The sequence below is a fragment of the Paenibacillus sp. FSL H8-0315 genome, assembly GCF_038005365.1.
GTDB classification, from domain to species: domain Bacteria; phylum Bacillota; class Bacilli; order Paenibacillales; family Paenibacillaceae; genus Paenibacillus_AQ; species Paenibacillus_AQ odorifer.
Genome location: NZ_JBBOTA010000001.1, coordinates 2,378,232 through 2,402,782, shown reverse-complemented (window position 1 = coordinate 2,402,782; position 24,551 = coordinate 2,378,232). Strand labels below are relative to the sequence as shown.

The window sequence follows — 24,551 nt, the reverse complement described above, 5'->3', positions numbered from 1 at the left end:
ATGTATAGAAATCATTCTTCATCCGTCATCCGAAAATTATTTCAGAGATACTATAAGGCAAACAAAACCAGAAATATTATATTGGCATGCGCCATCATTCTTACGACCATTCTGATTACAGCAGCTTGCAGCACATTTTACAGTTACTTGAAATTATCTAAACATCAAGAAATGAAAGAAACCGGGACAAGTGCTAATGTTATTTTGAGTCGTCCAACACAGAATCAATTAGATTTATTAAGTAAATTTGATATTTTAAAGCCTGAAATGAATATTCAAACCAAAATGGGATCACTTGTCAATAATAAGGGACAGGCTGGGATTGATATACAGATGATCAGTTCTACAAATTGGGAGGAATATAGCGGATCACTTGTAGATAATATGCAGGGTACCTATCCTGCTAAAGGCAATGAAATCATGATGTCAACATGGCTGTTGAATAGGTTGGGATACTCAAAGCCGCAGACTGGAATGGAGGTTTCATTGTCTGTTGCTATCAGTGATATTTCAAAAAACGGCGACGCAGAGGTTCAGAGCCTTCCCTTTACTCTGTCTGGATTCTATGAGGACACGGCAAATATCAATTCTGAAAACAATCGAATTGTCTTTTTTTCAGAAACATTTTTAAGAGAATATCCGCAGGAAGTGCCGAATCTTGTAGGGTTATTATTTAAAGATACCAGACATTATCACGATAAAATCGAGCAGATTCGAGCCTCCATTGATTTGGATGGAAATCAGCAGTTGATTCCTTCATATGACGGTAAATTGAATATGAATGTCAAGGATTCACTGGTTGCAGTAATAATGGTTTTGTTTTTTATGTTTGATGGATACCTTATTATTTTCAACGTTGCGTATATCTCTATTACTCGAGACGTACGATTTTATGGGCTGCTGAAAATGCTGGGAATGACTAGTGCGCAAATCAAGCAAATTGTCTATTACAGTGTTGCTAAAGTAGCCTTTTTTGCCCTGCCTGTGGGGATGCTGTTGGGATGGGGGCTTTCATTTTACGTAGTGCCGCTTGCCTTATCTTCGTATGAGGGTTTCTCATCCATAGATAGGCAAGTCAACTTATGGGTGTTGCTCTTGGCCCTATTTTTCTCAGCGTTAACTCTATTTTTAAGCTATAGAGCACCTGCAAAGAAGGCAGGGAGAATTTCTCCGATTGAAGCGTCGAAACATACTGATACACAATCCGGAAAACAAAAATCAAGAGGTAGACATGGTGCGAAAATACCGTATATGTCGTTAAAAAATATACTCCGTAGTAAAAAAAGATTGCTTTTTGTTGTGTTAACGCTCTTCTTAGGCAGCACTGCACTTGTGGTGCTTTCCACATTTCTAAAATCCTTCAGTGCGGAGGAATACATCAATGCAGAGGTTAAATACGACATTGCTATGTATAACCAAATGACCAGAGCCAGTTTTAATCCAACAGAGGAGCAGCACTTTACTCCTGAGTTGCTGTCGCAAATTTCCGCAGTAAACGGGATCCGTGAACTCGAACGAACGACGGTAGTATCTATTTTCCAGCATTATTCAGATAGTACTCATGGTGAGTGGCTGCGAAATTACAATGAATTTCGTGCAGGTGTGAATGAGGAACTCAGAGATAAAAAACATTATGAAGAAGATCCTAAAACTAACTTTTGGGGTTTATTGATCGGCATTGATGATAAAAAACTGGAGGAGTATAACCGTACTGCTAAGAACCCGATTAATTTAAGCGACTTTTCCAAAGGGAAGATAGCATTGGTAACTGATATTAATGGGAATGGCATTCCAATAGGTGTACAGATACCCTTCACGGTAATTGACAACAACAAGAGCTATAAGGTGAAAATTGGCGGTCAAATGACGTTTGAACGTGATGCTATGAATAGTGGTGCTGCTCCATGGCTAATTGTGTCAAATAATGTTATCAACAAATATCATTCTGATGCTGTGATTTACTCTATTAAGATTAATGCGCAAAAAGGAAAAGAACAGGATGTGTTGAATGAGGTTAAACTACTTACAAGCGGAGACAGCAGCATTTCAGGCACCTCAAAAATTGAACAGGCAAAAGCGTTTGCTGACTTAAAGCAGTCTTTTTCCAATCTTTCTATTGTTATCATTATCATTTTAAGCAGCATCGGTGTTTTGAATTTTATTAACACTATATTAGTAAGCATTGTATCCAGAAAACAGGAGTTTGCTGTTCTAGCATCTATTGGCGCGACGAAGAAGCAGATTAAATGGCTGATCACCTTTGAAGGAATCTGGTTTGCTCTAATTGCTTTTGTTCTTACATTAATAGTGGGTAGTGGCATTAGTTATCTGGTCTTTAATATATTGCATGAATATATAGGCTATGGAGTGTTTAGATATCCGGTCACCTCTTTAATCATATATTCGGGGGTTGTTTTGTTGATCTGTTCAATAATTCCTGGTTTGTTGTACAAATCTATTTCCCGTTCAAGTGTTATTGAACAGCTAAGACAAGCAGAATAATAATGCAAGGGAGGTGGGAACTTTGAAACACAATAGTGGAAAAACTATGAAAAAGTTGGCAAAGCGCTCTCTTAAATCTAGCAAAAATTATTTTGCTATTCTGGCAATAGCCTTGGCTGCGATTATGTTCACCAGTGTATTTACTATTGCAGGGAGTTTGTTAGAGTCAATGAAAGACAACAAGATGAGAATCGCGGGGAGCAATGCTCATGGTGGATTTCATCAAATGTCTATGCCTGAGTATAAAAGAGTCTCTTCAGATTTAATGATTAAGGACATCTCCTATTCGGTTCTTATCGGTGATGCACAGGGGGTTGCCTTTTCTAAGTTACCTACAGAAGTGAGGTATGGTGAGGAAAAGTATGCAAAATGGGCGTATAGCTTACCACAGCTTGGAAACATGCCACAGCAAAAGAAAGACATAAGTGTAAGCACCTTGGTATTGGATGCGCTGGGTCTTCCCCATACATTAGGTCAATCTATTTCGTTAACCTTCAAAACAGATGAAAAAACAATAACAGATACCTTTACCGTTTGTGGAATTTGGGATGGAAATCCGCTCTCTTGGCGTCAAAATATTTGGCTTTCTCGTGAATATGCAGATTTAATAGCTCCTGTGGCAACTGAACCATGGAACAACCGTCCCAATGTGTACTCAGGCTATATCAACAGTCAATTTTGGTTTTCGAATACGTGGGATATTGAAACGAAATCTGAACAACTTGCCAGCAGAAGTGATTTTGATGGTCAAATAACTGTTAACGCTTCTTATGATATTCTAGGATCTGAACCTCAAAATATACTTCTAGGTTTCCTTGTAATCATAGTGATTTCCTTAGCTGGATATTTGTTAATCTACAATATATTCTATATTTCAATTGCACAAGAAATTAAATCTTATGGTTTATTAAAAGTCATTGGGACAACTTCAAAACAAATCAAAAGAATGGTTCGTTATAAGGCAATATATCTTGCTTGTATCGGTATTCCTTTTGGACTAGTGATAGGTTGGACGATCGGTCGTTTTCTTGTTCCGGCTATTATCGATATTTTTGGTGAAGATATGCGCGTCGTAACAAGTGTACACCCGCTTATTTTTGCTATTGCCGCTATATTCAGCCTCTGCACAGTGTTATTAAGTTGCTTAGGGCCAGCAAAGGTTGCATCAAGGGTTTCTCCAATAGAAGCTCTAAGTTATGTTGAAGGAAAACAGGCGGGAGAACTAAGAAGAAAAAAGAAAAAAGCTCAACCAATAACATCCGTTCGTCTAGCAATGGCTAATTTAAAGAGGAACCCCCGAAAAGTGATCATCGTCACGCTTTCTTTTACACTTAGTTTGGTTATTCTTAATAGTACTTATGGTCTTGTGCATTCTTTTGATTTTAATAAGTTCATTGAGTTTCAGTCTGTTTCGGACTTTACGGTTGCTGATACTTCGATCATAAATAATTCGCCTCCATTTGATACTTCCGGTGTAAGCAATGAGTTCATAAAACAAGTAGAGTCATTGGACGGGCTTGAAAATAGCGGTAATGTTTATGTACTCCCTTTAACACAAAATTTAAGTGATCAGGCAATGTCTGCGCTGAAAAGAGAAGTCGGCTTGATGAATGAAAAGGACCAAGAGGAATTTCTGAGTTCTCAGGAAATGGTGAAACGGAGATCAATAGTGAATACATTTGGTTTCAGTGAGTGGCCGGCACAGATGATTCAAGTAAAGGAAGGAGCTTTGGATCAAAAACGCTGGGAGAAAGGAGAGGGAATCTATGTTACTAACTGTAAGAAATTCCTAGATGGTACAAGCAGCATTTATCATCCGGGAGATAAAGTTAAAGTGAGTTTTGGAAACGGAAAGGAAAAGGAATATGAAGTGCTTGCCATTGTTGATTTTCCGGGAGCTATTCACTCAGTGGCATATTATGATATAGGATTAGAGTATTTGTTGCCTTCGGATGAACTGCTTGCCCATGCAGATTCTATGCTGCCAATGTATACAATCTTTAATGTAGATGATGAACATTTAACTCAGACAGAAAAATGGCTGGAGGACTATTGCTTACATACGGATACCGGATTGGATTTCTATTCGAAGAATACTTCTAGAGAAACCTTTCGTAGTTTAATCTTTATGTATGAGGTGGTAGGAGGTGCATTTTGTATTCTGCTAGGTGTTATTGGGATTCTGAATTTCATAAATTCCATGCAAACTTCTATTTTAACCAGAAAACGAGAAATTGCCATGCTGCAATCAATAGCCATGACGGATAAGCAGGTAAAAGAAATGCTTATCTTTGAGGGGGTCGGGTATGCCTTCCTAGGGCTGATGTTTTCGATTGTGCTAGGAAGCTTGGCAAATACTACCCTAGTACCCGCAATGGGAGCAGAACTTGATTATTTTACTTGGACTTTTACATTAACCCCTATTTTACTTAGTATAATCCCCTTTATGCTGATCTCTATTGTAGTACCCGTTTTGTGTTACCACAGCATATCTAAGAAGACTATTATTGAAAGATTACGGAGCGAGGTTTTTTGATAAAGAGCCGCATAGTTAACCCTAAAGGAAAGTTCAAAAGGGCATCACCTATATAGGGTGGTGTCCTTTTAATTTTTGATGGGTGCATTCCCATTTATATGTGCAAAGGTTGGTTATGAGCTACAACTAGCCCAACAGTGGTCTGTAGTCGTACAGCTACCTCGACTAAGGTCCAGTACGAAAAACCGTCGTTGGTCTGTTTTGAAAGTCTGCGATTTACCCTAGAATAAGGCTATAAGGTTAAGGACAACGAAAGGCGGTGAGAAAAAATGCAAAGAAGACAAGGAAACGGATTAGCGGTTGTACTGATTGTGATTGGTGCGGTTATGCTGCTCGGCATTGCGCTTCCTCTGATCCACGGAATGTTCAGATTACTTTTCCCGGTATTGCTGGTTGTTCTCGGGTACTACGGGATTAAGAGCGGACGCAAGATTATTGGTTGGGTACTGATGTTCATTGGTGTGATGTCCCTGATCGCGAAGCTTTCCTGGATCATTGGACCACTTCTAGGAGTGGCGTTGATCGTCTGGGGCGTATCAGCATTAAAGGGCAGAAGTAACAAGGGTACTTATTAAGAAGCAATGTACTTAAACAAGAAGCAGGGAGGGAGCAGGAGATCATGAGTGTTTTTCGTCGCATGAGGGATATTACTGTAGCTAATCTAAACGAACGTCTGGAGCAAAGCCAAGATCCCGTGAAACTAATTGATCAATTTCTACATTCAACCCGTGAGGAAATCAGTGAAGCTGAAAGGCTGTACCAGCAATATGCTTCCCACACGAAGCAATTGCAGCAGCAAGTGAACCAAGCAACTGCCATGAGAAACAAACGTGAAGAGCAGGCGTTGTTGGCACTTAAAGCAGGCGAGGATCATCTCGCGAAGCTGGCTTTACAAGAAAAGATCATTCACGAGGAAAAACTGGAGCAATATAGCGGGCTGCTAGAACAGAGCAAGCAATCCTTGTTTGAACTTGAAGCTCAGCTGAATGAGCTGAAAATAGAGTATCAAACGGTGTACAGCAAACGTCAGTATTATTCGGCACGAATGGAGTCGCTGCGATTGCAGCAACGGATGAATCAAAGAGCCAGTGCTTATGGCAATGGTGGTGATGTTCCCAAAATGTTCGGACGTCTGGAAGATCAGATGTCGGATTGGGAATTAGAAGCAAAGAGCTTGCGTGATTTGCGGCGCATGGGACAGGAATATGCGGTGCAAGCGGGTGAGACCGTAGCGACCGTACTCGAAAGAGAAATGGCTCGCCTAAAGGAGAAACTGAACAATGGTGGAAAGGAGTAGCGCTATGAGTCGATTGTATCGTTCAACAAGAGATAAAGTGATGACGGGTCTTGCAGGTGGATTATCTGAGACACTCGGTATTGATTCCACGTTATTCCGGATTCTATTACTGGTCAGCATTCCGTTTACAGGTGGTGCGGTGATTCCGGTATACTTCATTGCAGCAATGGTCATTCCTAAGGAACCGACGCATTATAATCCATTTGGACCAGGGCCTGGGGCACCGGGTGGCCCATTCGGCGGACCCTACTCAGGCAGACCGGAACATGGACACGGACCACAAGCTACTGGCGGATATGGACCTTATGGACGCCAGCCAAATTACAATCCTAATTTTGAGAAGAACAACGCTTATTCCGCACCGGACTCCGGTTTGGATGCGATGATGAAGGATATTGAGAAGAAGGCTTTGCAAAAAGAAGTAGAAGAACTCAAACAAAAACTGTCTAAATATGAGAAAGGGGAATTGTAAATCATGGGAGTATTTCAAAGAATTAAAGATATGACAAAAGCGTCGGTAAATGACTTGTTGGATAAGGTAGAGGACCCAATCGTAATGCTTAACCAATATCTGCGCGATATGGAGGCTGAAATTCACGAAGCAGAAGTAACAGTTGCTAAACAAATGGCTAACGAACGCCGTATGAAGCAACGTGTGGAAGAAGCAGCAAAAATGTCTGCACAACGTGGATCACAAGCTGAACTGGCACTGAAAAATGGCCAAGAAGAAGTAACTCGCAAGCTGTTGGAAGAAAAAATCTACTTTGACCAAAAGCAAGTGGAGTACAGTGATCTTCACGCACAAGCTGAAGTACACGCTAAGGAATTAGTGCAACAACTGCATGACATGAAGGATGAGTTCTACAAGCTGCGCAACAAACGTAACGAGCTTGTATCCCGTGCTCAAATGGCTAAAGCTAAAAAACAAATGTCGCAAATCAGCAGCGTACATTCCATTGAAAGTGGCAGTGCATCACTCGGATTCCACCGGATGGAAGAGAAAATTATGCAGCTTGAGGCTGAAGCAGATGTAATGCGTGCACCTTACAGCCCATCCGCTGCTTATAGCAAACCCGTTGATGTTGAGAAGCAACTGAAAGTGGATGAGCAATTGGCACTACTGAAAAACAAGCTGAATGATACACCCGCGGCTCCTTCTCTAAACAAAAAAGAACAATAAATCCTGTTCCTAAAACTTGGACGGATATGATATGCTGGACAAGAAGAAGCCATACGGTATGGATCTCCATACCGATATGGCTTTTATAGCGGCTAGCTATAATATTTAACGGTGATAATATTCCTCATCATAGTGACGGATATCTAACCGATAGTATAAAATGAGTTTTGCTTCGCAAAACTTTTAGGAGGTGCGAAATGGATAAACGAAACCGTTTGATTGCCATCGGACTGATTGCTGTTGGCTGCATGATGATTTTTGGTAGATGGCTCGGCTTTTTCTCCATTGTCGCGCTTCTGTTCCTGCTGCTGGGAGTCTACCGTACGACATCAGGCAAAGTAAAGCAGGGCTATAAACTGCTCGGGATAGGTGCTGTATTGCTTTTGCTGGACCATTTGGTGCTCGTGCTGGGGATTTGTTTAATCTCACTTGGGATGTTTTTTACCAAATCCAAAAGAGTACAGCGTAAGGAAGGGTTTATGCAGAAGCAGAACTTTTCATCCAGATTTGACTGGGACCGCTCACCTTGGGTGATGCACAGCCTTAGCTCTTGGCATGTACTGGGTGAGGCCGATGTGGATCTTTCATTAGCTATGGCGGATCATAAGGAAACGGTCATGCTGTTTCAAGGGATTTTTGGCGATATGGACATTAACCTGTCCGATGATTACGGCGTGGAAATTGAAGCTTTTGTGCTCTTTGGGTCCATTGAATTCGGCAACCAGCGAGATACAGGGATGTTGAACCGTCTGAATTGGAAATCAGCTAATTATGACAGCAGTGAATACAAAGTGAAATTTAGTGTTTCTTATTTAATGGGAGATCTAGATGTACGACTATCTTGAAAAGCTTGATAGAGAAGGGAGAGTCCCCCGCATGGAAAAAAAGAACAAAAACATGATATCACGCAGCATGGGTGAGGGGGCTCTGTTCTCTTTGGTCATGCTGCTTGTGATAATGTATGTCATGTATACATATGGCTATTTGAAGCCTTTTGAAAGCTGGAAATTTGGCGTGCGGACAGCCGTCACTCTAATTCTTCTGCCTATGGGCTTTGGGATTGGTTATGGCTTTTATCAGAGCTTTCGTGTGAAGCGGCAGTTGGAACGTCTTAGGCAGACCCTCGTATTATGGGAAAAGGGGAATTTGACGCTGTCCATGCCGGATCTAGGTGATGATGAGCTGGGAAGGCTCGGAGAACAGCTTGGCCGGATTAGCGGCAAATGGGAGAATCAAGTGACGACGCTGCAGCGGTTATCCACGAATAACGCGAAGCTTGCGGAGCAGGCGCGGGTATCTGCTATTATGGAGGAACGGCAGCGGCTTGCGCGTGAACTGCACGACGCTGTTTCCCAGCAGCTATTTGCAATCTCCATGACTGCCACGGCGGTAGGCCGGACATTGGAGAAGGATTTCGATAAAGCCCAGCGGCAAATTGCGCTTATAGAAGAAATGTCTGCCGTAGCCCAATCGGAGATGAGGGCATTGCTGCTGCATTTGAGACCTGTTTATTTGGAAGGAAAGGGACTCGAACAAGGTCTGCAGGAATTGATCAAGGAGCTTAAGGTCAAGGTACCGATCGAAATTGTATTTGAGATGGACCCTGATGTGCAGCTGTTAAAAGGGGTAGAGAATCACTTGTTCCGTATCGTCCAAGAGGCGATTTCTAATACACTTCGTCATGCGAAAGCAGAAAAAATAGAAATCCGGCTGCATAGACGGGGAGATACAGTTCGCTTGACGTTGCGTGATGATGGGATCGGCTTTGAGATGGACGACACCAAACAAGCTTCCTATGGTTTGTCGAACATGCAGGAGCGGATTAATGAAATCGGAGGCTCCATTCAGTTCATTACCGCTCCGGGTAAAGGAATGCGTATTGAAATTACCGTTCCGTTAGTCAATGAATAATAGGAGGAAAGAGTAACCATGGAGATGGAGGAAGCAATTAAAGTACTACTCGTAGATGATCATGAAATGGTACGGATCGGGCTAGCAGCAGTTTTAGGTACCGAGGATGGAATTGAGGTCGTAGGTGAAGCTGGAAGTGGAGAAGAAGGTATTCGGCTGGCTCAAGAGTACAATCCCGATGTGGTCTTAATGGATCTCGTAATGGATGGGATGGATGGCATAGAAACGACTAAACAGCTGATGAAGCAGTACCCAGAGATCAAAGTTATTGTTCTAACAAGCTATTTGGACGATGAAAAGATGTATCCCGTTATTGAAGCGGGCGCCTTTAGTTATCTGCTGAAGACTTCGCGGGCTAGTGAAGTGGCGGATGCGATCCGCGCTGCGGCAAGAGGACAGTCCGTGCTTGAGTCACAGGTGGCCTCTAAAATGATGAACCGTTTTCGAAACAATGCAAAAGGAGAATCACCTGCTTATAAAGAGCTTACGGAGCGCGAGATGGAAGTATTACGTCTGTTGGCGCAAGGTAAATCCAATCAGGATATTGCCGATCAACTAATTATTGGAATCAAAACTGTGAAATTTCATGTGACGAATATTCTCGCGAAGCTGGGCGTAGAAGACCGGACCCAAGCAGCAATTTATGCATATAAAAATGGACTAGCTGAATAACAACAAAGGACTGAAGCCTCTGCTTCAGTCCTTTTTATTGTACAAGAAAGTAGTTTTGGGGCCTCCGCAAAGTATCTGAGTACGCATTGAAGCAAATCCCTCTCTTTGTGGGAATATTTCAGGTATAGAATCTCCTAATTCGAACATACTGTCTAGTAGATTGCTAGAGAGGTTCGAAGGGAGAATGACATATGCGGAAGATGAAGCTGAACAACGGAACAAAAAAAGGGACTTTTTTTATAATGATAATCGTGTGCTGTGCTGCGGCTCTGCTAGTTAATCTGCAAAGTGTTAAAGCGAATTCAACCGTTCTTGATGAGGGCGTTAACCAAGCTTCAACAGGAGCCGAACTGAATCATGCTCTTGTGAGTTTAATAGATCTCGGAAAAGAAACAACCGTTTCTGATTCACTGCTGCGTTTAGTGTTAAAGTGGCAGGGAGAAAGCAGCAATTACGCGGATCTGTCTGCCGAAGTTGCTAAGTTAAGCACAAGTCTCGGATTGAATGTACCGTCAGGTACTGAGGAAGATGGACATATGACGTATCGTACAGAAGCTGTAAAACCATATGAATCGCGGCTCTCCTTATTTTGGAGTGAGCTTAGCGAAGGCAACAGTTATGTGATTGTAACGTTAGAAACGGCTGATCTGCAAAATGAAGCTGGCTTTCAAGCGGCTGCTCGTGAAGTAAGTATGATTCTTGAACAGAATAAAATTAAGGCGGAATGGAATGTATCCCTTCAAGGAAGCGCGCAAGAACAGGGAGCACCTGAAAAAGTTCTAGCACAGACGGAGTCATTAATGGATGAACAGTTTGAAGCTGTGACCGGAGGAGAAAGCTACAAGGATATCTCAACGGTTAGCCGTACGTATTCGATTCCTAATTTGAATCGCTCTGTGATGAGTGGAAATCAGTTAGTTTCTGCCCAAATCGCAGTGCATCATGAAGATCAGAAGGGGACAAACCGCGTAACTATAGGCTTTCCTTTAATAACCATCGAATATTGACATTTTTCTCTTATATAAGCGCAGATATAGTTAATAATAAGAAATATTAATTGAAATTTGCGAAATCCCGAGAGTATTTGTCAGGAATGTGATAGCATCCTTTTTAGGAATATGCTAAAATGACATAACGTCGTTATTCACCTTATGTTAGTATCGACGCTGAGCATGTCAATAAACTATATTACATACAGAAAGATGAGGAGCCATGGCTGAAAATCAAACCCTTGATGCACTGCACACACCCGGTGCTGTCTTTTTTATCTTTGGGGCAACCGGAGACTTAGCCCGGCGTAAGCTTTTCCCGGCGATTTACAGCTTGTACCGTGAAGGTAAGCTGGCACAAGATTTTGCGGTAATTGGCGTGGCGCGGCGCCCGCGTACTCAGGAAGAATTTAGAAGTGATGTGAAGGAATCCATCCTTGAATTCTGCCGTTACAAAGCGGGAGAAGAAAGCGAATGGAATGAGTTTGTACAGCATTTCGAATACAAATCTCTGGACATTAACAATATTGATGGTTTCCGCGAGCTAAGAGCACAAACTGAAGTTCTTGAAGAGAAATTCAGTATTCCGGGCAATCGGATGTTCTATCTTGCGCTGGCGCCTGAATTGTTCGGCAGTGTCTCCTTCAACCTTAAAGCTGGTGGGATGCTGGATAGTACGGGTTGGAATCGCCTCGTAATTGAGAAGCCTTTTGGCTATAATCTCGAGTCGGCTGAACAGCTGAACGAACAGATTCGTCAGGTCTTCAAAGAAGAGGAAATTTACCGGATTGACCACTATCTTGGTAAAGAAATGGTACAGAATATCGAAGTGATTCGTTTTGCTAATGCTTTTTTCGAACCGCTCTGGAATAATAAACATATTGCCAATATTCAAATTACACTTGGCGAAACCGTAGGTGTAGAAGAACGCGGTGGTTACTATGACCATGCGGGAGCCTTACGGGACATGGGCCAGAATCATATACTGCAACTGCTGACTATGATTGCAATGGAACCACCAAGCCGTCTGCTCGCAGAAGATATTCGTGATGAGAAAGTGAAGGTACTTCGTTCCCTTCGTCCTTATGCGACATCTGATGAGGTGCGTGAGAATGTCGTAAGAGCACAATATATTCAAGGCTTACACCAAGGCAAAACCCTTCCTGCTTACCGTCAGGAAGATAAGGTTGACCCTGAGTCGAATACAGAGACGTATTTTGCTGCCCGTGTATTTGTAGATAACTTCCGCTGGGCTGGAGTTCCTTTCTACATCCGTACAGGTAAACGTCTCCCGGTGAAGACGACGGAAGTGGTAGTTGAGTTCAAAGGTATGCCAACCAACGTTTATTTGGGACAAAAGCATAAACTTGAGCCTAACCTCCTTGTAATCCGTGTGAACCCAATGGAAGGCATTTATGTAAAGATTAATGCCAAGAAACCGGGTTCAGAGTCTGAGATTCAACCGCTGGCTATGGACTTCTGTCAGAGCTGCCTGGTTGGAATCAATTCTCCGGAAGCATATGAGCGCTTGCTACATGATGCCGCACGCGGCGATTCCACTTATTTCACTCGTTGGGATGAGGTATCCTCGGCATGGTCATTCGTGGATCGTATTGCGAAAGCATGGAGCGAAGAGTCTAGCGACTTATCTTCTTATCCTGCTGGCTCTTGGGGTCCAGTGGAAGCAGATGAACTGCTTGCTAAAGAAGGTTTCCATTGGTGGCCTGTAAACGGCCAAGATGAAGATAATGTGGTTTGGCTGAAGAATAACTAAACCTTGAGTTAATGCTATCTCCCTGCAGAGGATGCAGGGAGATTTTTTGTAATGCTAAGATCTAAAAGATCGGACTTCAGACGGTATTTGGGGGATCTGGGCACTGTTCTAATAACTGCACTTTGTACAATTAAAATCGCTTATCTCGTTGTGATTAGTCTTTTAGATGTATTTTCTGCAACTATAATCACCGGATAAGGCGGAAAAGCGTGCACAACTTATTTTTAATTGCATCAAATGCAACTAAAGGCTAATGAAAATGCTAATACTTCAAGTAAGTGTAGGAAATACATCTATTTTCTTGAGCGATGATATGTGGGGATCATAATCCAGACCATTCAGGAGATATTTTGCGGCACGCGCTTTTTAGTAGATAATGTCTGCCGGATTTTGATATACTTTAGAGGATGCTTTCACTTGAAGCGGACTGGAGCTAGACCTAAGAGCTATTCATTCAGAAATGAAGGGGTATGAACAATGAGCAGAGCACCGATTTGATGAACCCCAGTGTAATTGAAGCAGAAGCAGGAATTTTATATATGAAGGGATATGTGTAATGAACAAAGCAATAGATCAGAAGCTGCAAAAGGAAGTGGATAGACGCAGAACCTTTGCGATCATTTCCCACCCGGATGCGGGTAAAACAACTTTAACGGAGAAACTGCTGTTATTCGGTGGCGCGATCCGTCTGGCGGGAACGGTTAAGGCCCGTAAAGCGAATAAGCATGCGACGAGTGACTGGATGGAAATTGAGAAGCAGCGGGGGATTTCTGTAACGTCTTCCGTGATGCAGTTTGATTATTTGAATCATCGCGTGAACATTTTGGATACACCGGGTCACCAAGACTTCAGTGAGGACACCTACCGTACCCTAACTGCAGCGGATAGTGCGGTCATGCTTATTGACGTGGCAAAAGGTGTGGAAGCCCAAACCACCAAACTGTTTCAGGTATGTGCTAAACGGGGTATTCCGATCTTTACCTTTATTAACAAGCTGGACCGTGAAGGACGTAGCCCGTTTGATCTGATGGAAGAGCTGGAGCAGGTTCTTGGTATTCGTTCTGTGCCAATGAACTGGCCGATCGGTAGTGGACGTGAGCTATGCGGCGTATATGACCGGATGAAAAATCAGGTAGAGCTATTCCAAGGTGACGATCACTCCGTAATCAAGGTTCAAAAGGTTGACGGATACCGTGATCCAATCATTCGTGAAATGGCTGGAGAGTATCTGCATGATCAACTGTGTCAGGATCTGGAGCTGCTGGATGTAGCAGGCGATGCTTTTGACTATGAAAAAGTATTAAGTGGTGAACTCACACCTGTGTTCTTTGGCAGTGCGATCAACAATTTTGGCGTACAGACTTTCCTCGATAATTTCTTGGATCTGGCACCGAAGCCTGAACCACGCCGCAGTACTATAGGGGTAGTAGAACCAACGAATGAGAAATTCACTGGTTATGTGTTCAAAATTCAAGCGAACATGAACCCGGCTCACCGTGACCGGATTGCTTTCCTGCGTATTGTGTCCGGGAAATTCGAACGGGGTATGAGCGTGAAGCATGTACGTGCCGGTAAAGATATCAAGCTGGCGCAACCACAGCAATTTTTGGCGCAGGACCGCGATATCGTAGAGGAAGCTTATCCGGGAGATATCATCGGTCTGTTTGATCCAGGTATTTTTAGAATTGGTGATACCTTGAGCCAAGCAGGAGATATGGAATTCGATGAGCTGCCAACGTTCTCACCAGAGATTTTTGCTAAAGTGAGTATTAAAAATGCATTGAAATCGAAGCAGTTCCAGAAGGGTGTCGATCAGCTGACTGAAGAGGGCATGATCCAGGTGTTCCGCACGGTCAACTTTGACGATATTTTGCTTGGCGTAGTTGGACAACTGCAGTTTGAAGTGTTTGAGTACCGCATGAAGGGTGAATATGGTGTGGATGTTCAGTTGCAGAGAATGCCGTACCAGTTTGCACGTTGGATCGTAGATGAAACTAAGCCGGATGCGAGCAAATTCAGAATCAACTCAACGTTGGTGACGGATAAGAAGGGCAATTTTGTCGTGTTGTTCGAGAACGAATATGCTATGCGGACAGCGATGGATAAGAACCCGACAGCTAAATTCCTGGAAATGGCTCCAAAAGCATTACTATAATTAGGACGCTATAACTTTCTGAATGTAATAATAAAACCTCCGCCTCCATAGGTGAAGTTACACCATGGTGAGCGGAGGTTTTTGACTAGTTGCGGTCAGTTTACGATGTGATATCCCCAGGGGTAATAGTCTCCAGGTGATCATGTAGCATGGTAACCAACCTATCTTGCTTAGCGGGATCTAAATCCTTCCAGATCATTTCGAACACGGCGCCAAGTCCCGGGAGTGCTGCCTCCGGACCGTCCACAGAGCCTTCAATCATATGACGTAAATCCTCTTCAGATTGACCGTGCACTTTATGAATAATCGCCTGGCGCAAGTCAATGGTAACGGGCATAATGTACCTCCTTTTTTGAAAATATAGTGATATTGACCTCGTTATAATGTGCCCTGCAAAGGTGCTGGAAATTCAAGTTTTTGTCCAAATATAAGATAGTATAAGTTTGACACATATATATCATCCTTATATTCCTACGAGAAACGGTTGTCATCCATAAGGACGGCAATGACGTTTCTTCTTGGCTTATGCTATACTGTTTGAGATATAGAATGCTACGGGAGGTACATAGACATGGCCAAAAAACAATATGCCGTCATCGGTATGGGGCGTTTCGGATCTAGTGTTGCTAAGGCGCTCAGCGGCATGGGGTTTGATGTACTTGCGATTGATGCTGACGAGCAGCGAACACAGGAAATTTCAAGTATTGTAACTCATGCCGTATCTGCAGATTCCACGGATGAGGAGGCGCTGCGTGCCCTTGGTATTCGCAATTTTGATGTGGTGGTTGTAGCCATTGGCGAGGACATACAAGCTAGCATCCTGACAACACTTATCCTAAAAGACCTGGGTGTGCCTGCAATTCTGGCAAAAGCCAAAGGTGAACTGCACGGCAAAGTATTAAGCAAAATTGGTGCGGACAAGGTGATTTATCCTGAACGGGATATGGGAATGCGGGTTGCGCATCATCTTGCTTCGCCTAATATATTGGATTATATTGAGCTGTCGCCGGACTACAGTATTCTGGATATGAAGGTATCCGGACCGATGCTCGGAAAAAATCTACAGGAGCTCGACATCCGCGCAAGATTTGGCTGCAACGTAATGGCCATCCGCCAAGGTGAAGAAATGAACATCTCTCCCCGTGCAGAGGATCGCCTGATCGATGGCGATATCCTTGTTATTGTTGGGCATAAGGATAATTTGACGAAGCTGGAGATGGCGTATCAGTAGGAACAAAGAATAAATGGCAAGGCAGAAGAAAGGAAGACTTTATGGAAATCATGTCTCCGCAAAATACGCGGGTTAAAGAGTGGGCCGGGTTACAGGAGAAAAAGCATCGTGACAAGGCTCGTAAATATATCGTAGAGGGCGTTCATCTGGTTCAAGAAGCACTGCTGGCTGAAGCAGATGTGGAATGCCTTGCTTATGACCTCGACAAAGGAATGCCTGCTGAACTTAAGGGGCTGCTTCAGGCCGTTCAGGGAATGGAAGTGATTGGCGTTTCGGCGGCGATCATCTCAAAATGCAGCAGCACCAATACGCCGCAGCCGGTGTTCGCCATCGTGCGGAAGGAACAGCAGGCTGTAGAAGCTATCCTAGCGAAGAAGGATAGCCTTGTGGTTGTGCTGGACGGCGTGCAAGATCCCGGCAATGTCGGCACCATCATTCGCAGTGCGGATGCAGCGGGAGCAGACGGAGTGATCCTCGGACAAGGCTGTGCCGACCTCTATAATCCGAAGACCATCCGGTCCACGATGGGCTCGATGTTCCATCTTCCGGTGGTGGAGGGAGATTTAAGTGAGATTTTGCCACAGGCCCGGGAAAATGGGGCGCTGCTGGTGAGCACTTCGCTGCAGGGCGAAGAATCGTGCTATGAGCACGATTTTCAGGGCAGCCAGTGGCTGCTGATTGGCAGCGAAGGAAAAGGCATCTCGCCGGAAACGGCGCGACTCGTGGACAAGAGTATCATCATCCCGATGGCAGGCCGCGCGGAATCGCTGAACGCCGCAATGGCGGCGACGATTTTGCTGTTTGAGGGCATGAGACAGCGGGGATAAATTGTCACCGTTTGTAACGTGGTGTGAGTTGTAAGTCATCTTGTCACCGTTTGGAACGTAGTTTTCTCACAGTAAATCCAGTCCTGATGATCAAGATAATCTTGATCATCAGGACTTTTTTATAATCCTGCAACAGTATTGGCTGCACATAAGCCTGGCCATTTCCATTCTCAATACTTATACATTCTTTAGAAATTACTGTTTTCCGAATATTCATGTGTCATTCTTTTTTACGACAAATATATACGAATGTTGGAGGGAAAGTGTAAGGCACAAATTCAATTTTCTCAATAAGTAGTTGTTTAGCCCATCTTTTTTTCATGTGCAGCGAGTGCTGATATGCAACTAAAATTCCGCCTGGTTTAAGTGACTTAACAATCTGATGTAGGATTTTGTCACGCATTTCAATTGAAAAATTAAAAAATGGTAATCCGCAAATTATGCAATCTAACTCACGGATGCCTTCCTGATTCAATTTCTTGAGTAAGTAGCTGGCGTTGGAATGGAAAATGCATTCCGGATAAATTGCTTTTAAGTGTTCTCTCATTTTTTTATTCCGCTCAAACAAAAGCACTTTTGTAGAATTCGTTAATTGTGATGTCATGAGATGTGTAATAGCACCTGTACCAGCTCCAAGTTCTGCAACGGCATTTACATTATGCCATTGTACAGACTGGACTATTTTATTGGCTAATAATTGCGAACTGGGTAGAATATTTCCTACCCGCTTTGGATCTTTGAGGAAGCCTTGTAAGAAAAGTAAGTATTCAGACATAATCAATTAGCAATCCTCTCCGAAAGGCAATCTCAGTTGGAATGTGAAGACGTCATGAGTGTGTTTAAGCGTTAAAGTACCCTTGTGCAACTCAGCAATATTCCTAGCTATCGAAAGACCAAGTCCTGCTCCGGTTTGAATTCCCTGGCTTTTTCTTGAGTGGTCAACCTTATAAAATCGGTCAAATAGACGGTTTTCTTGCTCCTGTGAGAGGGGAGTTCCTTTATTTTCAATCGCAATGGTACAGTGTTCAGAATCAGTTGTAATTCGTATGCTAATGCTTCCCGGGCTGATGGAATATTTTAAGGCGTTCATAAGTAGATTATCTATGGCTCTGGCTATTTTCTCACTGTCGATTAAGGTGATGATTGGATTCTTATCTATATCTTTTATAAGGTGGACATTGTTTTCTTGAGCGATCGGTTCGAATTCGAATAACAATTGATTCAAAAGCTGCGACAAATCGATTCTCTCCAGATTTAAACGGGAATCCACCGAATTAAGTCGGGTATATTCAAACAAATCATCAAGGAGTTTCTTCAAATGAAGCGCCTTGTTATAGGTGTTTTGAATAAAACGTGTGTATTCTTTTTTATCTTGGTACGATTCTGTACGTAAAAGCTCAATATACCCGATAATACTTGTAAGAGGGGTGCGTAAGTCGTGTGAAATCCCCGTGATCATCTCCATCTTGGATTTTTCTATTTCGCGTTCCTTGATGATCTGTTGCTCTAAGCGCTCTGCCATCCGGTTGATGTTCAAAGCCACCAGTCCTAGTTCATCTTGGCGCACAACATTTACCCGATAACTCAAATTACCTTCGGATATAATCTGAAGTCCTTGTTCCAGCGCAATTAAATCTTTGACGATTCGCCGGGTCAATGTAAAAAATGTAATAACGAAAATAATGAAAAACATCGGAGTAAGAAGGTAGGCAAGAAAATTGAACACCCAATCCAATTTTGTTGCATTTCCAAAATGAAAGAACAAGATGCTAAGTGAGGTATTTATCGCAATGGTAATTATGAAACTCAACACCATCCTGATTAAGATATTGGATTGAATGCGTTTATTTATTTGTAGATTTCGTATGATTTTAATCAACTTTGTAACCAACTCCCCAGACTGTCTTAATATACAGAGGTTCTCTTGGATTTTCCTCTAATTTTTCTCTTAAGTTACGAATATGAACCATTACGGTATTGTCAGAATATCCGTAAGGCTCTTTCCATACACTCTCGTAAATTTGCTCCGAACTATAAACTTGCCCAGGCCGGCTTGCAAGCAGGGTTAAAATCGCAAACTCTAGTGGAGTTAATGAAACTTCAATTCCATTTAACTTTACGGAATGTTTATTTTTATCTATGATCAGGTTTTTAATTATAAGCAGAGAGTTGAATTCTTCCTTTCCAATTAAGGACTGACGCCGTAACTGAGCTTTTACACGGGCCAGTAGTTCCAGTGGATTAAACGGTTTGATCATGTAATCGTCTGCCCCGGTAGTTAGACCTGTGATTTTATCAATGTCCTCTTGCTTGGCTGAGAGCATAATAATTGGGATATTTGATATTTCCCTAATTTTGAGACAGGCTGTGATACCGTCCATTTGAGGCATCATCACATCCAGGATAACTAATTGAATGGAAGTTGTTTGTATTGTACTCAATGCCTCTTGACCATCTGCAGCTTCAAGCACTTGGTAACCTTCATTTCTTAAATAAACATGAATCACATCTCGAATTTCAGAATCATCATCTGCAACAAGAATTGTATTCAATGGACGCTGCCCCTCTTCTATATTTATTTTATTATGTTTCCCTTTTACGACAGACGTAGACGAAAGCGGGAGGGAAATTAAATGGCACATATTTTATTGTATCAATATTAAAATATTCGGAGAGTTGCTTCTTCATTTGAAGTGAATACTGAAAGGCGATAAATAATCCCTCAGGTTTAAGGGATTGGTAGATCTGTTCAACCAATGTATTTCTTAATTCGGGCTCAAAATTGAAAAAGGGCAGCCCACTAAAAATACAATCCAACTGATGAATATGTGAACCTTTAATTGTTTCTACTAAACTAGCAGCATTATGATAACAGGAAAAGTCCGGATAGCTTGTCTTCAGGTTATGCCTCATGGTTTTATCCATCTCAAATAGTAACACTTTCGTTGTACTAGTTACCTTAGTATTGATTACACGGGTGATTGCACCTGTACCTGATCCAAGTTCAGCGACTGCTTTAACTTCATGCCAAGGGGCTTGGTTAACCATGCTGTGTGCCAGAAACCGGGAACTCGGGGTAACACTGCCTACCTGTTTTGGATCATGAATAAAACTTCTTAAAAATAAGAGTTTTTCATTGAAGCTCATTCGGAATTCCTCCATAATTTTAGAATTGATTTAGATGTTTATTAATTTTGATAGGATGTGATCTCCAAAGTACGTTCCTACAAAAAAGAACAGTAAGGTCCAACTTAAAGCACTGGGATATGAAATAAGGGCAAATCGTTTATAGCTTGTACCGCTGAGCCCGATCAACATGGGAATGATGTAACGTACAACTGGAATAAACATGCCGATATACATAGCTGTACGCCCACGTTTTTTTAGAATCTGCTCTGCTTTTTTAAAATGTCTGTTAGCTTCAAATTTGCACTTCAGCTTTTGCCCAAAGAATTTACCTGCAAAGTAGGCAACCGTAAAGGCCGTTAATAGCCCTGATAAAATGCAGAAATAAGTCATCCAGGAATTGATAATCCCCATGTGGCTTAGGGTAGCTCCAGTGAGGATTGTAATTTCATTAGGGATTGGAATTCCAAAAGGGCCTAACGTGAAAGCAAGATAAAAAATCAGATATCCATACTGATTGATTAGCTCTAAGACGGTATTACTGGCCAATATGCCACCTCCTTCGCTTACTTCAATACAGAAATCTTAACTAAAAAAACTGAGGAATTAGGTGGGGGAATTCTAAAGAAATCCTGAAGAGACTTAAAATTCGATAGGATTGGCCAAGTCGCTTATTTATAGGGGGCTAAATTATGATAGAAGAAGGGATCCGTTTCTGCCTTGCAATTTGAAATGTCGTTGATATCAAGGAATTAGTCCCACAGTCACAATAAAAAAGTCCTGAGGATCAAGAAACTCTTGATCCATCAGGACTTTTTACATAATGACCTACCCTTTCATCATCAAACGAAGCGAAACGATGATGAGAAAAACGGCTAATAGCTTTAAAAGCAGCTTGGCAGGAAGGCGTTTTGCCAGGCGTGCGCCAATTTGACCGCCGATAATTGCGCCAGGTGCTAGGGCTAACACCATAAACCATTCAACATTCAATAAAAAGGCATGTGTTGTGGTGCTTACGATAGCTGACAGGAAAATTTGAAGCATAGAAGTTGCAACAGCGATATGGGGGGCAAAGCCGAGAAGTAAGGTCATTGTCGGAACCATAAGACTCCCGCCGCCAATCCCAAATAGGCTTGCTACAAAGCCAACAAGAAAACTGATGATTATGCCGGTAGGCATATGATAAGCATATTCGAAATGAGCACCGCTATTATCGGAAAAGCTTCGCTTCACGGTTGGTTTGAAAGGCCAATGGATGGGTTTGTTCGGCTTGAACAAGAGCAATAAAGCGACAAGGATTAAGAAAATACCGAAGCTTACGAAAAACATTCTCCCGCCCATTTGCTTGGTAAAGAGTGCACCTATTACTGAACCCGGAATCGAAACGGCGGCGAAGGTGAGCGCTGCTTGATAATCGATTCTCTTCTGCTTTGCGTACACATAAGTACTTGAGATGGAGTTGAAAAGCAGCATCGCCATTGATGTTCCAGCCAGATGTGAAGGCTCCATATCAGGAAAAAGGAAAGCCAACGCAGGCACAACGATGAACCCGCCGCCAAGTCCGACCAATGAACCGGAAATGCCAGCTGCTAGCCCGATGACTAAGAGCAGTAAGTAAGTTAGCACAACAGCATGTTCCTTCCTCTACGTGAATTCTACAATCATTTATCTTACCAGAAAAAACGTCCCGCAAATAAATTGTTTTTTAGCCAATTGCGCTGTTCTGCTGCTAAACGGGGATCATTGTCCATTTGGGACAGGATATCTTTTTTTACAAGTTTGCAGACGGATTGAACAATAGTTTGATCCTGGCTAGCATCTAACCAGAGAATTTCCGCAGACCGGGGATTAGGAGTGTATCGTTGCCAAGCAGGTTGTCCCTCAGCATTAGGATTACCGGTATATAGGAAATGCCGTAAATAGTCCCTCATTAGGGAAGAGAGCATGTTACGCCCAGGCTCGTTATGCTCGGAAATTACATCCGCAGGAAATCTTTCCTGGACACCGGAAAAGTCACCTGTATAGAAGGGGATGTCTGCACCATGCGGGGCACCCATAAGAAAACGGATATAAGGATCGATCACTCCGTCTCTTAACCCCCAGGCGAAGCGGTAAGCATAGATGGGCATCTCCGGAATCGCACTTAATAATATCTCTGTAGTCTGCTCTACATTAAATTCTGCATACAGATCGCTCCCATATTGGACTGCAGCTTCATAGAGCTTCTTTTCTTCCAGATTTCCGGCTAGCTCTTCCTTTTGCACTAGGGAGAAGAAATGAGTATCCCATAAAGTGAACTCGGAGAATTCGCTGGCAGTGCTGCCAAGGATGATCGGCAGGGAAGGGTGATCGCGGTTATTTAGATTGTCGAAGCCACCAATAGGAATGACCGTGCCATCTTCGATCAAATGGGGAAAAGCAGCCATCTGAAGCCCCGTCTCACGAATGATTTTGACAAAGTGAAAGGCATTCTGACGATATAGGAAGGCGGAAATCTTATCCGCAGATTGTGTGGAAATCCATACTCTTGCCTCATCTTGAGTGCTGACCATTCCTGTTTTTATTAATAACTCTGTTAAAATGTCATCTGCTTTTTCTTCGCTTTGCTCCGTAACAGCCGTTGTTAAACCTCCGCTCATAATAAAAAGCTTATGAAAGAGCCCTCTGCCCAGCGGTGAAAGGTAAGCAGCTAATGCATTTCTTGCACCTGCAGACTGGCCCCCTAATGTTATGTTCCCTGGATTTCCCCCAAAGCAAATAATGTTATTGTGCATCCACTTTAGCGCATGAAGAACATCGAGGAGACCGTAATTTCCTGAGTCATCCAAGGGGTCCCCGGTTCGGAGTGAGGGATGCCGGAAAAATCCCATTGCTCCTAAACGGTAATTCACTGTAACCACTATACTATTTGTCTTACACGCCAATTCTCCACCTTGAAAATCCCGTCCCGAACCCCCAATATTTCCGCCGCCGTGGAGGAAGACGAATACGGGTAAGCCTGCCTCGGCATGATCCGGTCGCCAAATATTCAAAAAGAGGCAATCTTCACTGCCGCCAGGTTCCCCTTGAATGAATTGGACACTGCTATTATTAAAATGGCATGCAGGCAATACACCTGTCCAAGGTTCTATCTCACGCGGTGCTTTCCATCTGAGCTTATCTATGGGAGGTTCCGCATAAGGAATCCCTAACCATGCGATCGCCCCAAGTGTTGGCAGACGTATGCCTTTAAGCTGACCGCTGGAGACTGTAATAATTTCTTCCATGGGTTCTCGTGTGCTCATTTATAGTTCCCCTTTCTCCTGCAGATTCTTATGTATTTTTAATTCTCTTTATTATAGTGTTCTGCTATGATGATGAAAAATATATTATTATATATAAAATACATAACTCTAAGGTTATAGAAGAGGGTGGGTTCGTTGGATTTACTTTCGCTTCGGTACTTTCAAACGGTTGCAAAGCTTGAGAATATGACCCAAGCAGCCGAAATACTCCGAATCTCACAGCCTGCTATAAGTAAAATGATCAAAAATCTTGAGGGCGAATTAAACGTCAAATTGTTTGATCGCACAGGAAAATACATTCGATTAAATGAATATGGAAAGCGGTTTCTTGTGAAAGTTGATTTAGCCCTACAAACGTTAGAGGAGGGGAAAACAGAGCTATTGGACTTGTCTGAGCGACCGACAGGAACTGTAGTGATTTTTATCCAAGCGGGTTCCTATTTGCTTCCGGATATGATCACATTATTTCGTCAGAAGTACCCGGAAGCTCAATTCAAGCTATTGCAGCAGGATCAGGAGATCTCACGTTATCCGGCTTTTGATTTGTGTATTTCTTCTACTCCGCTCAAGATTCCAGGAACAGTGTCCACACCGGTATTAACGGAAGAAATCCTGCTGGCGGTTCCTAATGAGCACAGGCTCGCAACCCGTAAAAGTGTACGTCTGAATGAACTCGCGGAAGACGGTTTTATTAGTTTGAAAATAGGCAAGCAGCTGCGCGAAACGACGGATTCTCTCTGTCACGCCGCCGGATTTGCTCCGCGTATCATTTATGAATGCGATGAGCCTTCGATGGTACGCAGTCTAGTCCGTTCGGGACTAGGGGTTTCTTTTATCCCCGCTGTAACTTGGGGGGGTTCTCAAGGATCCTCTGTTGTGCTTCTTCCTATTGAAGAACCCATAAGTACCCGCACCATTGAAATCTCATGGTATACCAACCGGTACATGACTAATGTCGCTAAAAAGTTCAAGGCCTTTGTTGAGGATTATTACAAGCAGTTAAAAGAAGACAATTTAAAAAAAGAGCCAATAAACCCTAAGGCTTAATTGACTCATTGTCAGCAACG

At 42.8% G+C, this 24,551-nt stretch carries 23 protein-coding genes; 15 read left to right on the top strand and 8 right to left on the bottom strand.

The features are described 5' to 3' along the window. From MHB56_RS10280 to MHB56_RS10225, 12 genes are all read left to right on the top strand, one after another. Entirely contained in the window at positions 1-2,502 is a 2,502-nt protein-coding gene (locus MHB56_RS10280; protein ID WP_341143551.1) for an ABC transporter permease, read from the top strand. A 22-nt stretch (positions 2,503-2,524) separates the two neighbouring features. Continuing rightward, the gene (locus MHB56_RS10275; RefSeq protein WP_339281417.1) at positions 2,525-5,038 is read left to right on the top strand and encodes an ABC transporter permease; all 2,514 of its coding nucleotides are present in this window, start codon (positions 2,525-2,527) and stop codon (positions 5,036-5,038) included. Positions 5,039-5,307: 269 nt separating this feature from the next. Continuing rightward, on the top strand, positions 5,308-5,613 hold the full coding sequence (locus MHB56_RS10270; RefSeq protein ID WP_076130307.1) for a LiaF transmembrane domain-containing protein: 306 nt from the start codon (positions 5,308-5,310) through the stop codon (positions 5,611-5,613). A gap of 44 nt (positions 5,614-5,657) precedes the next feature. Further along, the gene (locus tag MHB56_RS10265) at positions 5,658-6,335 is read left to right on the top strand and encodes a PspA/IM30 family protein (protein WP_036685541.1); all 678 of its coding nucleotides are present in this window, start codon (positions 5,658-5,660) and stop codon (positions 6,333-6,335) included. Positions 6,336-6,339: 4 nt separating this feature from the next. Continuing rightward, a complete protein-coding gene (locus MHB56_RS10260; RefSeq protein ID WP_076184838.1) occupies positions 6,340-6,807 on the top strand; it encodes a PspC domain-containing protein in 468 nt (155 codons plus the stop codon). 3 nt (positions 6,808-6,810) lie between these two features. After that, on the top strand, positions 6,811-7,515 hold the full coding sequence (locus tag MHB56_RS10255) for a PspA/IM30 family protein (RefSeq protein ID WP_036685540.1): 705 nt from the start codon (positions 6,811-6,813) through the stop codon (positions 7,513-7,515). A gap of 197 nt (positions 7,516-7,712) precedes the next feature. Next, a complete protein-coding gene (liaF, locus tag MHB56_RS10250; protein ID WP_036685537.1) occupies positions 7,713-8,360 on the top strand; it encodes a cell wall-active antibiotics response protein LiaF in 648 nt (215 codons plus the stop codon). A gap of 31 nt (positions 8,361-8,391) precedes the next feature. After that, the gene (locus MHB56_RS10245) at positions 8,392-9,426 is read left to right on the top strand and encodes a sensor histidine kinase (RefSeq protein ID WP_340394612.1); all 1,035 of its coding nucleotides are present in this window, start codon (positions 8,392-8,394) and stop codon (positions 9,424-9,426) included. Between the two features lie 18 nt (positions 9,427-9,444). After that, positions 9,445-10,098 (top strand): response regulator, encoded by a 654-nt coding sequence (locus MHB56_RS10240; protein ID WP_036685532.1) that lies wholly within the window; start codon positions 9,445-9,447, stop codon positions 10,096-10,098. 191 nt (positions 10,099-10,289) lie between these two features. Next, entirely contained in the window at positions 10,290-11,105 is an 816-nt protein-coding gene (locus MHB56_RS10235) for a YwmB family TATA-box binding protein (protein WP_341143550.1), read from the top strand. 205 nt (positions 11,106-11,310) lie between these two features. Then, the gene (zwf, locus tag MHB56_RS10230) at positions 11,311-12,861 is read left to right on the top strand and encodes a glucose-6-phosphate dehydrogenase (protein ID WP_036685526.1); all 1,551 of its coding nucleotides are present in this window, start codon (positions 11,311-11,313) and stop codon (positions 12,859-12,861) included. 556 nt (positions 12,862-13,417) lie between these two features. Then, a complete protein-coding gene (locus MHB56_RS10225; protein ID WP_076184819.1) occupies positions 13,418-15,016 on the top strand; it encodes a peptide chain release factor 3 in 1,599 nt (532 codons plus the stop codon). Positions 15,017-15,116: 100 nt separating this feature from the next. On the opposite strand, the gene MHB56_RS10220 is transcribed toward MHB56_RS10225, so the two are convergent. After that, positions 15,117-15,353 (bottom strand): small acid-soluble spore protein SspI, encoded by a 237-nt coding sequence (locus MHB56_RS10220; protein ID WP_076130310.1) that lies wholly within the window; start codon positions 15,351-15,353, stop codon positions 15,117-15,119. Between the two features lie 234 nt (positions 15,354-15,587). Between MHB56_RS10220 and MHB56_RS10215 the strand changes: the two genes are divergently transcribed. Both MHB56_RS10215 and MHB56_RS10210 read left to right on the top strand, forming a co-directional pair. Next, entirely contained in the window at positions 15,588-16,247 is a 660-nt protein-coding gene (locus MHB56_RS10215; RefSeq protein ID WP_036685517.1) for a potassium channel family protein, read from the top strand. 41 nt (positions 16,248-16,288) lie between these two features. After that, a complete protein-coding gene (locus tag MHB56_RS10210; RefSeq protein WP_248549719.1) occupies positions 16,289-17,074 on the top strand; it encodes a TrmH family RNA methyltransferase in 786 nt (261 codons plus the stop codon). Between the two features lie 220 nt (positions 17,075-17,294). On the opposite strand, the gene MHB56_RS10205 is transcribed toward MHB56_RS10210, so the two are convergent. The 7 genes from MHB56_RS10205 to MHB56_RS10175 form a co-directional block, all read right to left on the bottom strand. Beyond that, on the bottom strand, positions 17,295-17,849 hold the full coding sequence (locus tag MHB56_RS10205) for a class I SAM-dependent methyltransferase (protein ID WP_081383349.1): 555 nt from the start codon (positions 17,847-17,849) through the stop codon (positions 17,295-17,297). A 6-nt stretch (positions 17,850-17,855) separates the two neighbouring features. Further along, positions 17,856-18,890, bottom strand: a complete 1,035-nt coding sequence (locus MHB56_RS10200; RefSeq protein ID WP_341144369.1) for a sensor histidine kinase — start codon at positions 18,888-18,890, stop codon at positions 17,856-17,858. A gap of 55 nt (positions 18,891-18,945) precedes the next feature. After that, complete coding sequence (locus tag MHB56_RS10195; protein WP_036685458.1) at positions 18,946-19,626, bottom strand: response regulator transcription factor; 681 nt, start codon at positions 19,624-19,626, stop codon at positions 18,946-18,948. 31 nt (positions 19,627-19,657) lie between these two features. Then, a complete protein-coding gene (locus tag MHB56_RS10190; protein ID WP_076308856.1) occupies positions 19,658-20,221 on the bottom strand; it encodes a class I SAM-dependent methyltransferase in 564 nt (187 codons plus the stop codon). Between the two features lie 30 nt (positions 20,222-20,251). Further along, the gene (locus tag MHB56_RS10185; RefSeq protein ID WP_076130315.1) at positions 20,252-20,749 is read right to left on the bottom strand and encodes a DedA family protein; all 498 of its coding nucleotides are present in this window, start codon (positions 20,747-20,749) and stop codon (positions 20,252-20,254) included. Between the two features lie 279 nt (positions 20,750-21,028). Further along, positions 21,029-21,826 (bottom strand): sulfite exporter TauE/SafE family protein, encoded by a 798-nt coding sequence (locus tag MHB56_RS10180; protein ID WP_076098819.1) that lies wholly within the window; start codon positions 21,824-21,826, stop codon positions 21,029-21,031. A gap of 44 nt (positions 21,827-21,870) precedes the next feature. Beyond that, positions 21,871-23,484 carry a carboxylesterase family protein gene (locus MHB56_RS10175; protein ID WP_341143549.1) on the bottom strand — a complete coding sequence of 538 codons (1,614 nt, stop codon included), beginning with the start codon at positions 23,482-23,484 and terminating at the stop codon, positions 21,871-21,873. Between the two features lie 135 nt (positions 23,485-23,619). On the opposite strand from MHB56_RS10175, the gene MHB56_RS10170 reads away from it, so the two are divergent. After that, on the top strand, positions 23,620-24,531 hold the full coding sequence (locus tag MHB56_RS10170) for a LysR family transcriptional regulator (protein ID WP_341143548.1): 912 nt from the start codon (positions 23,620-23,622) through the stop codon (positions 24,529-24,531). The last annotated feature ends 20 nt before the right edge of the window (positions 24,532-24,551 follow it).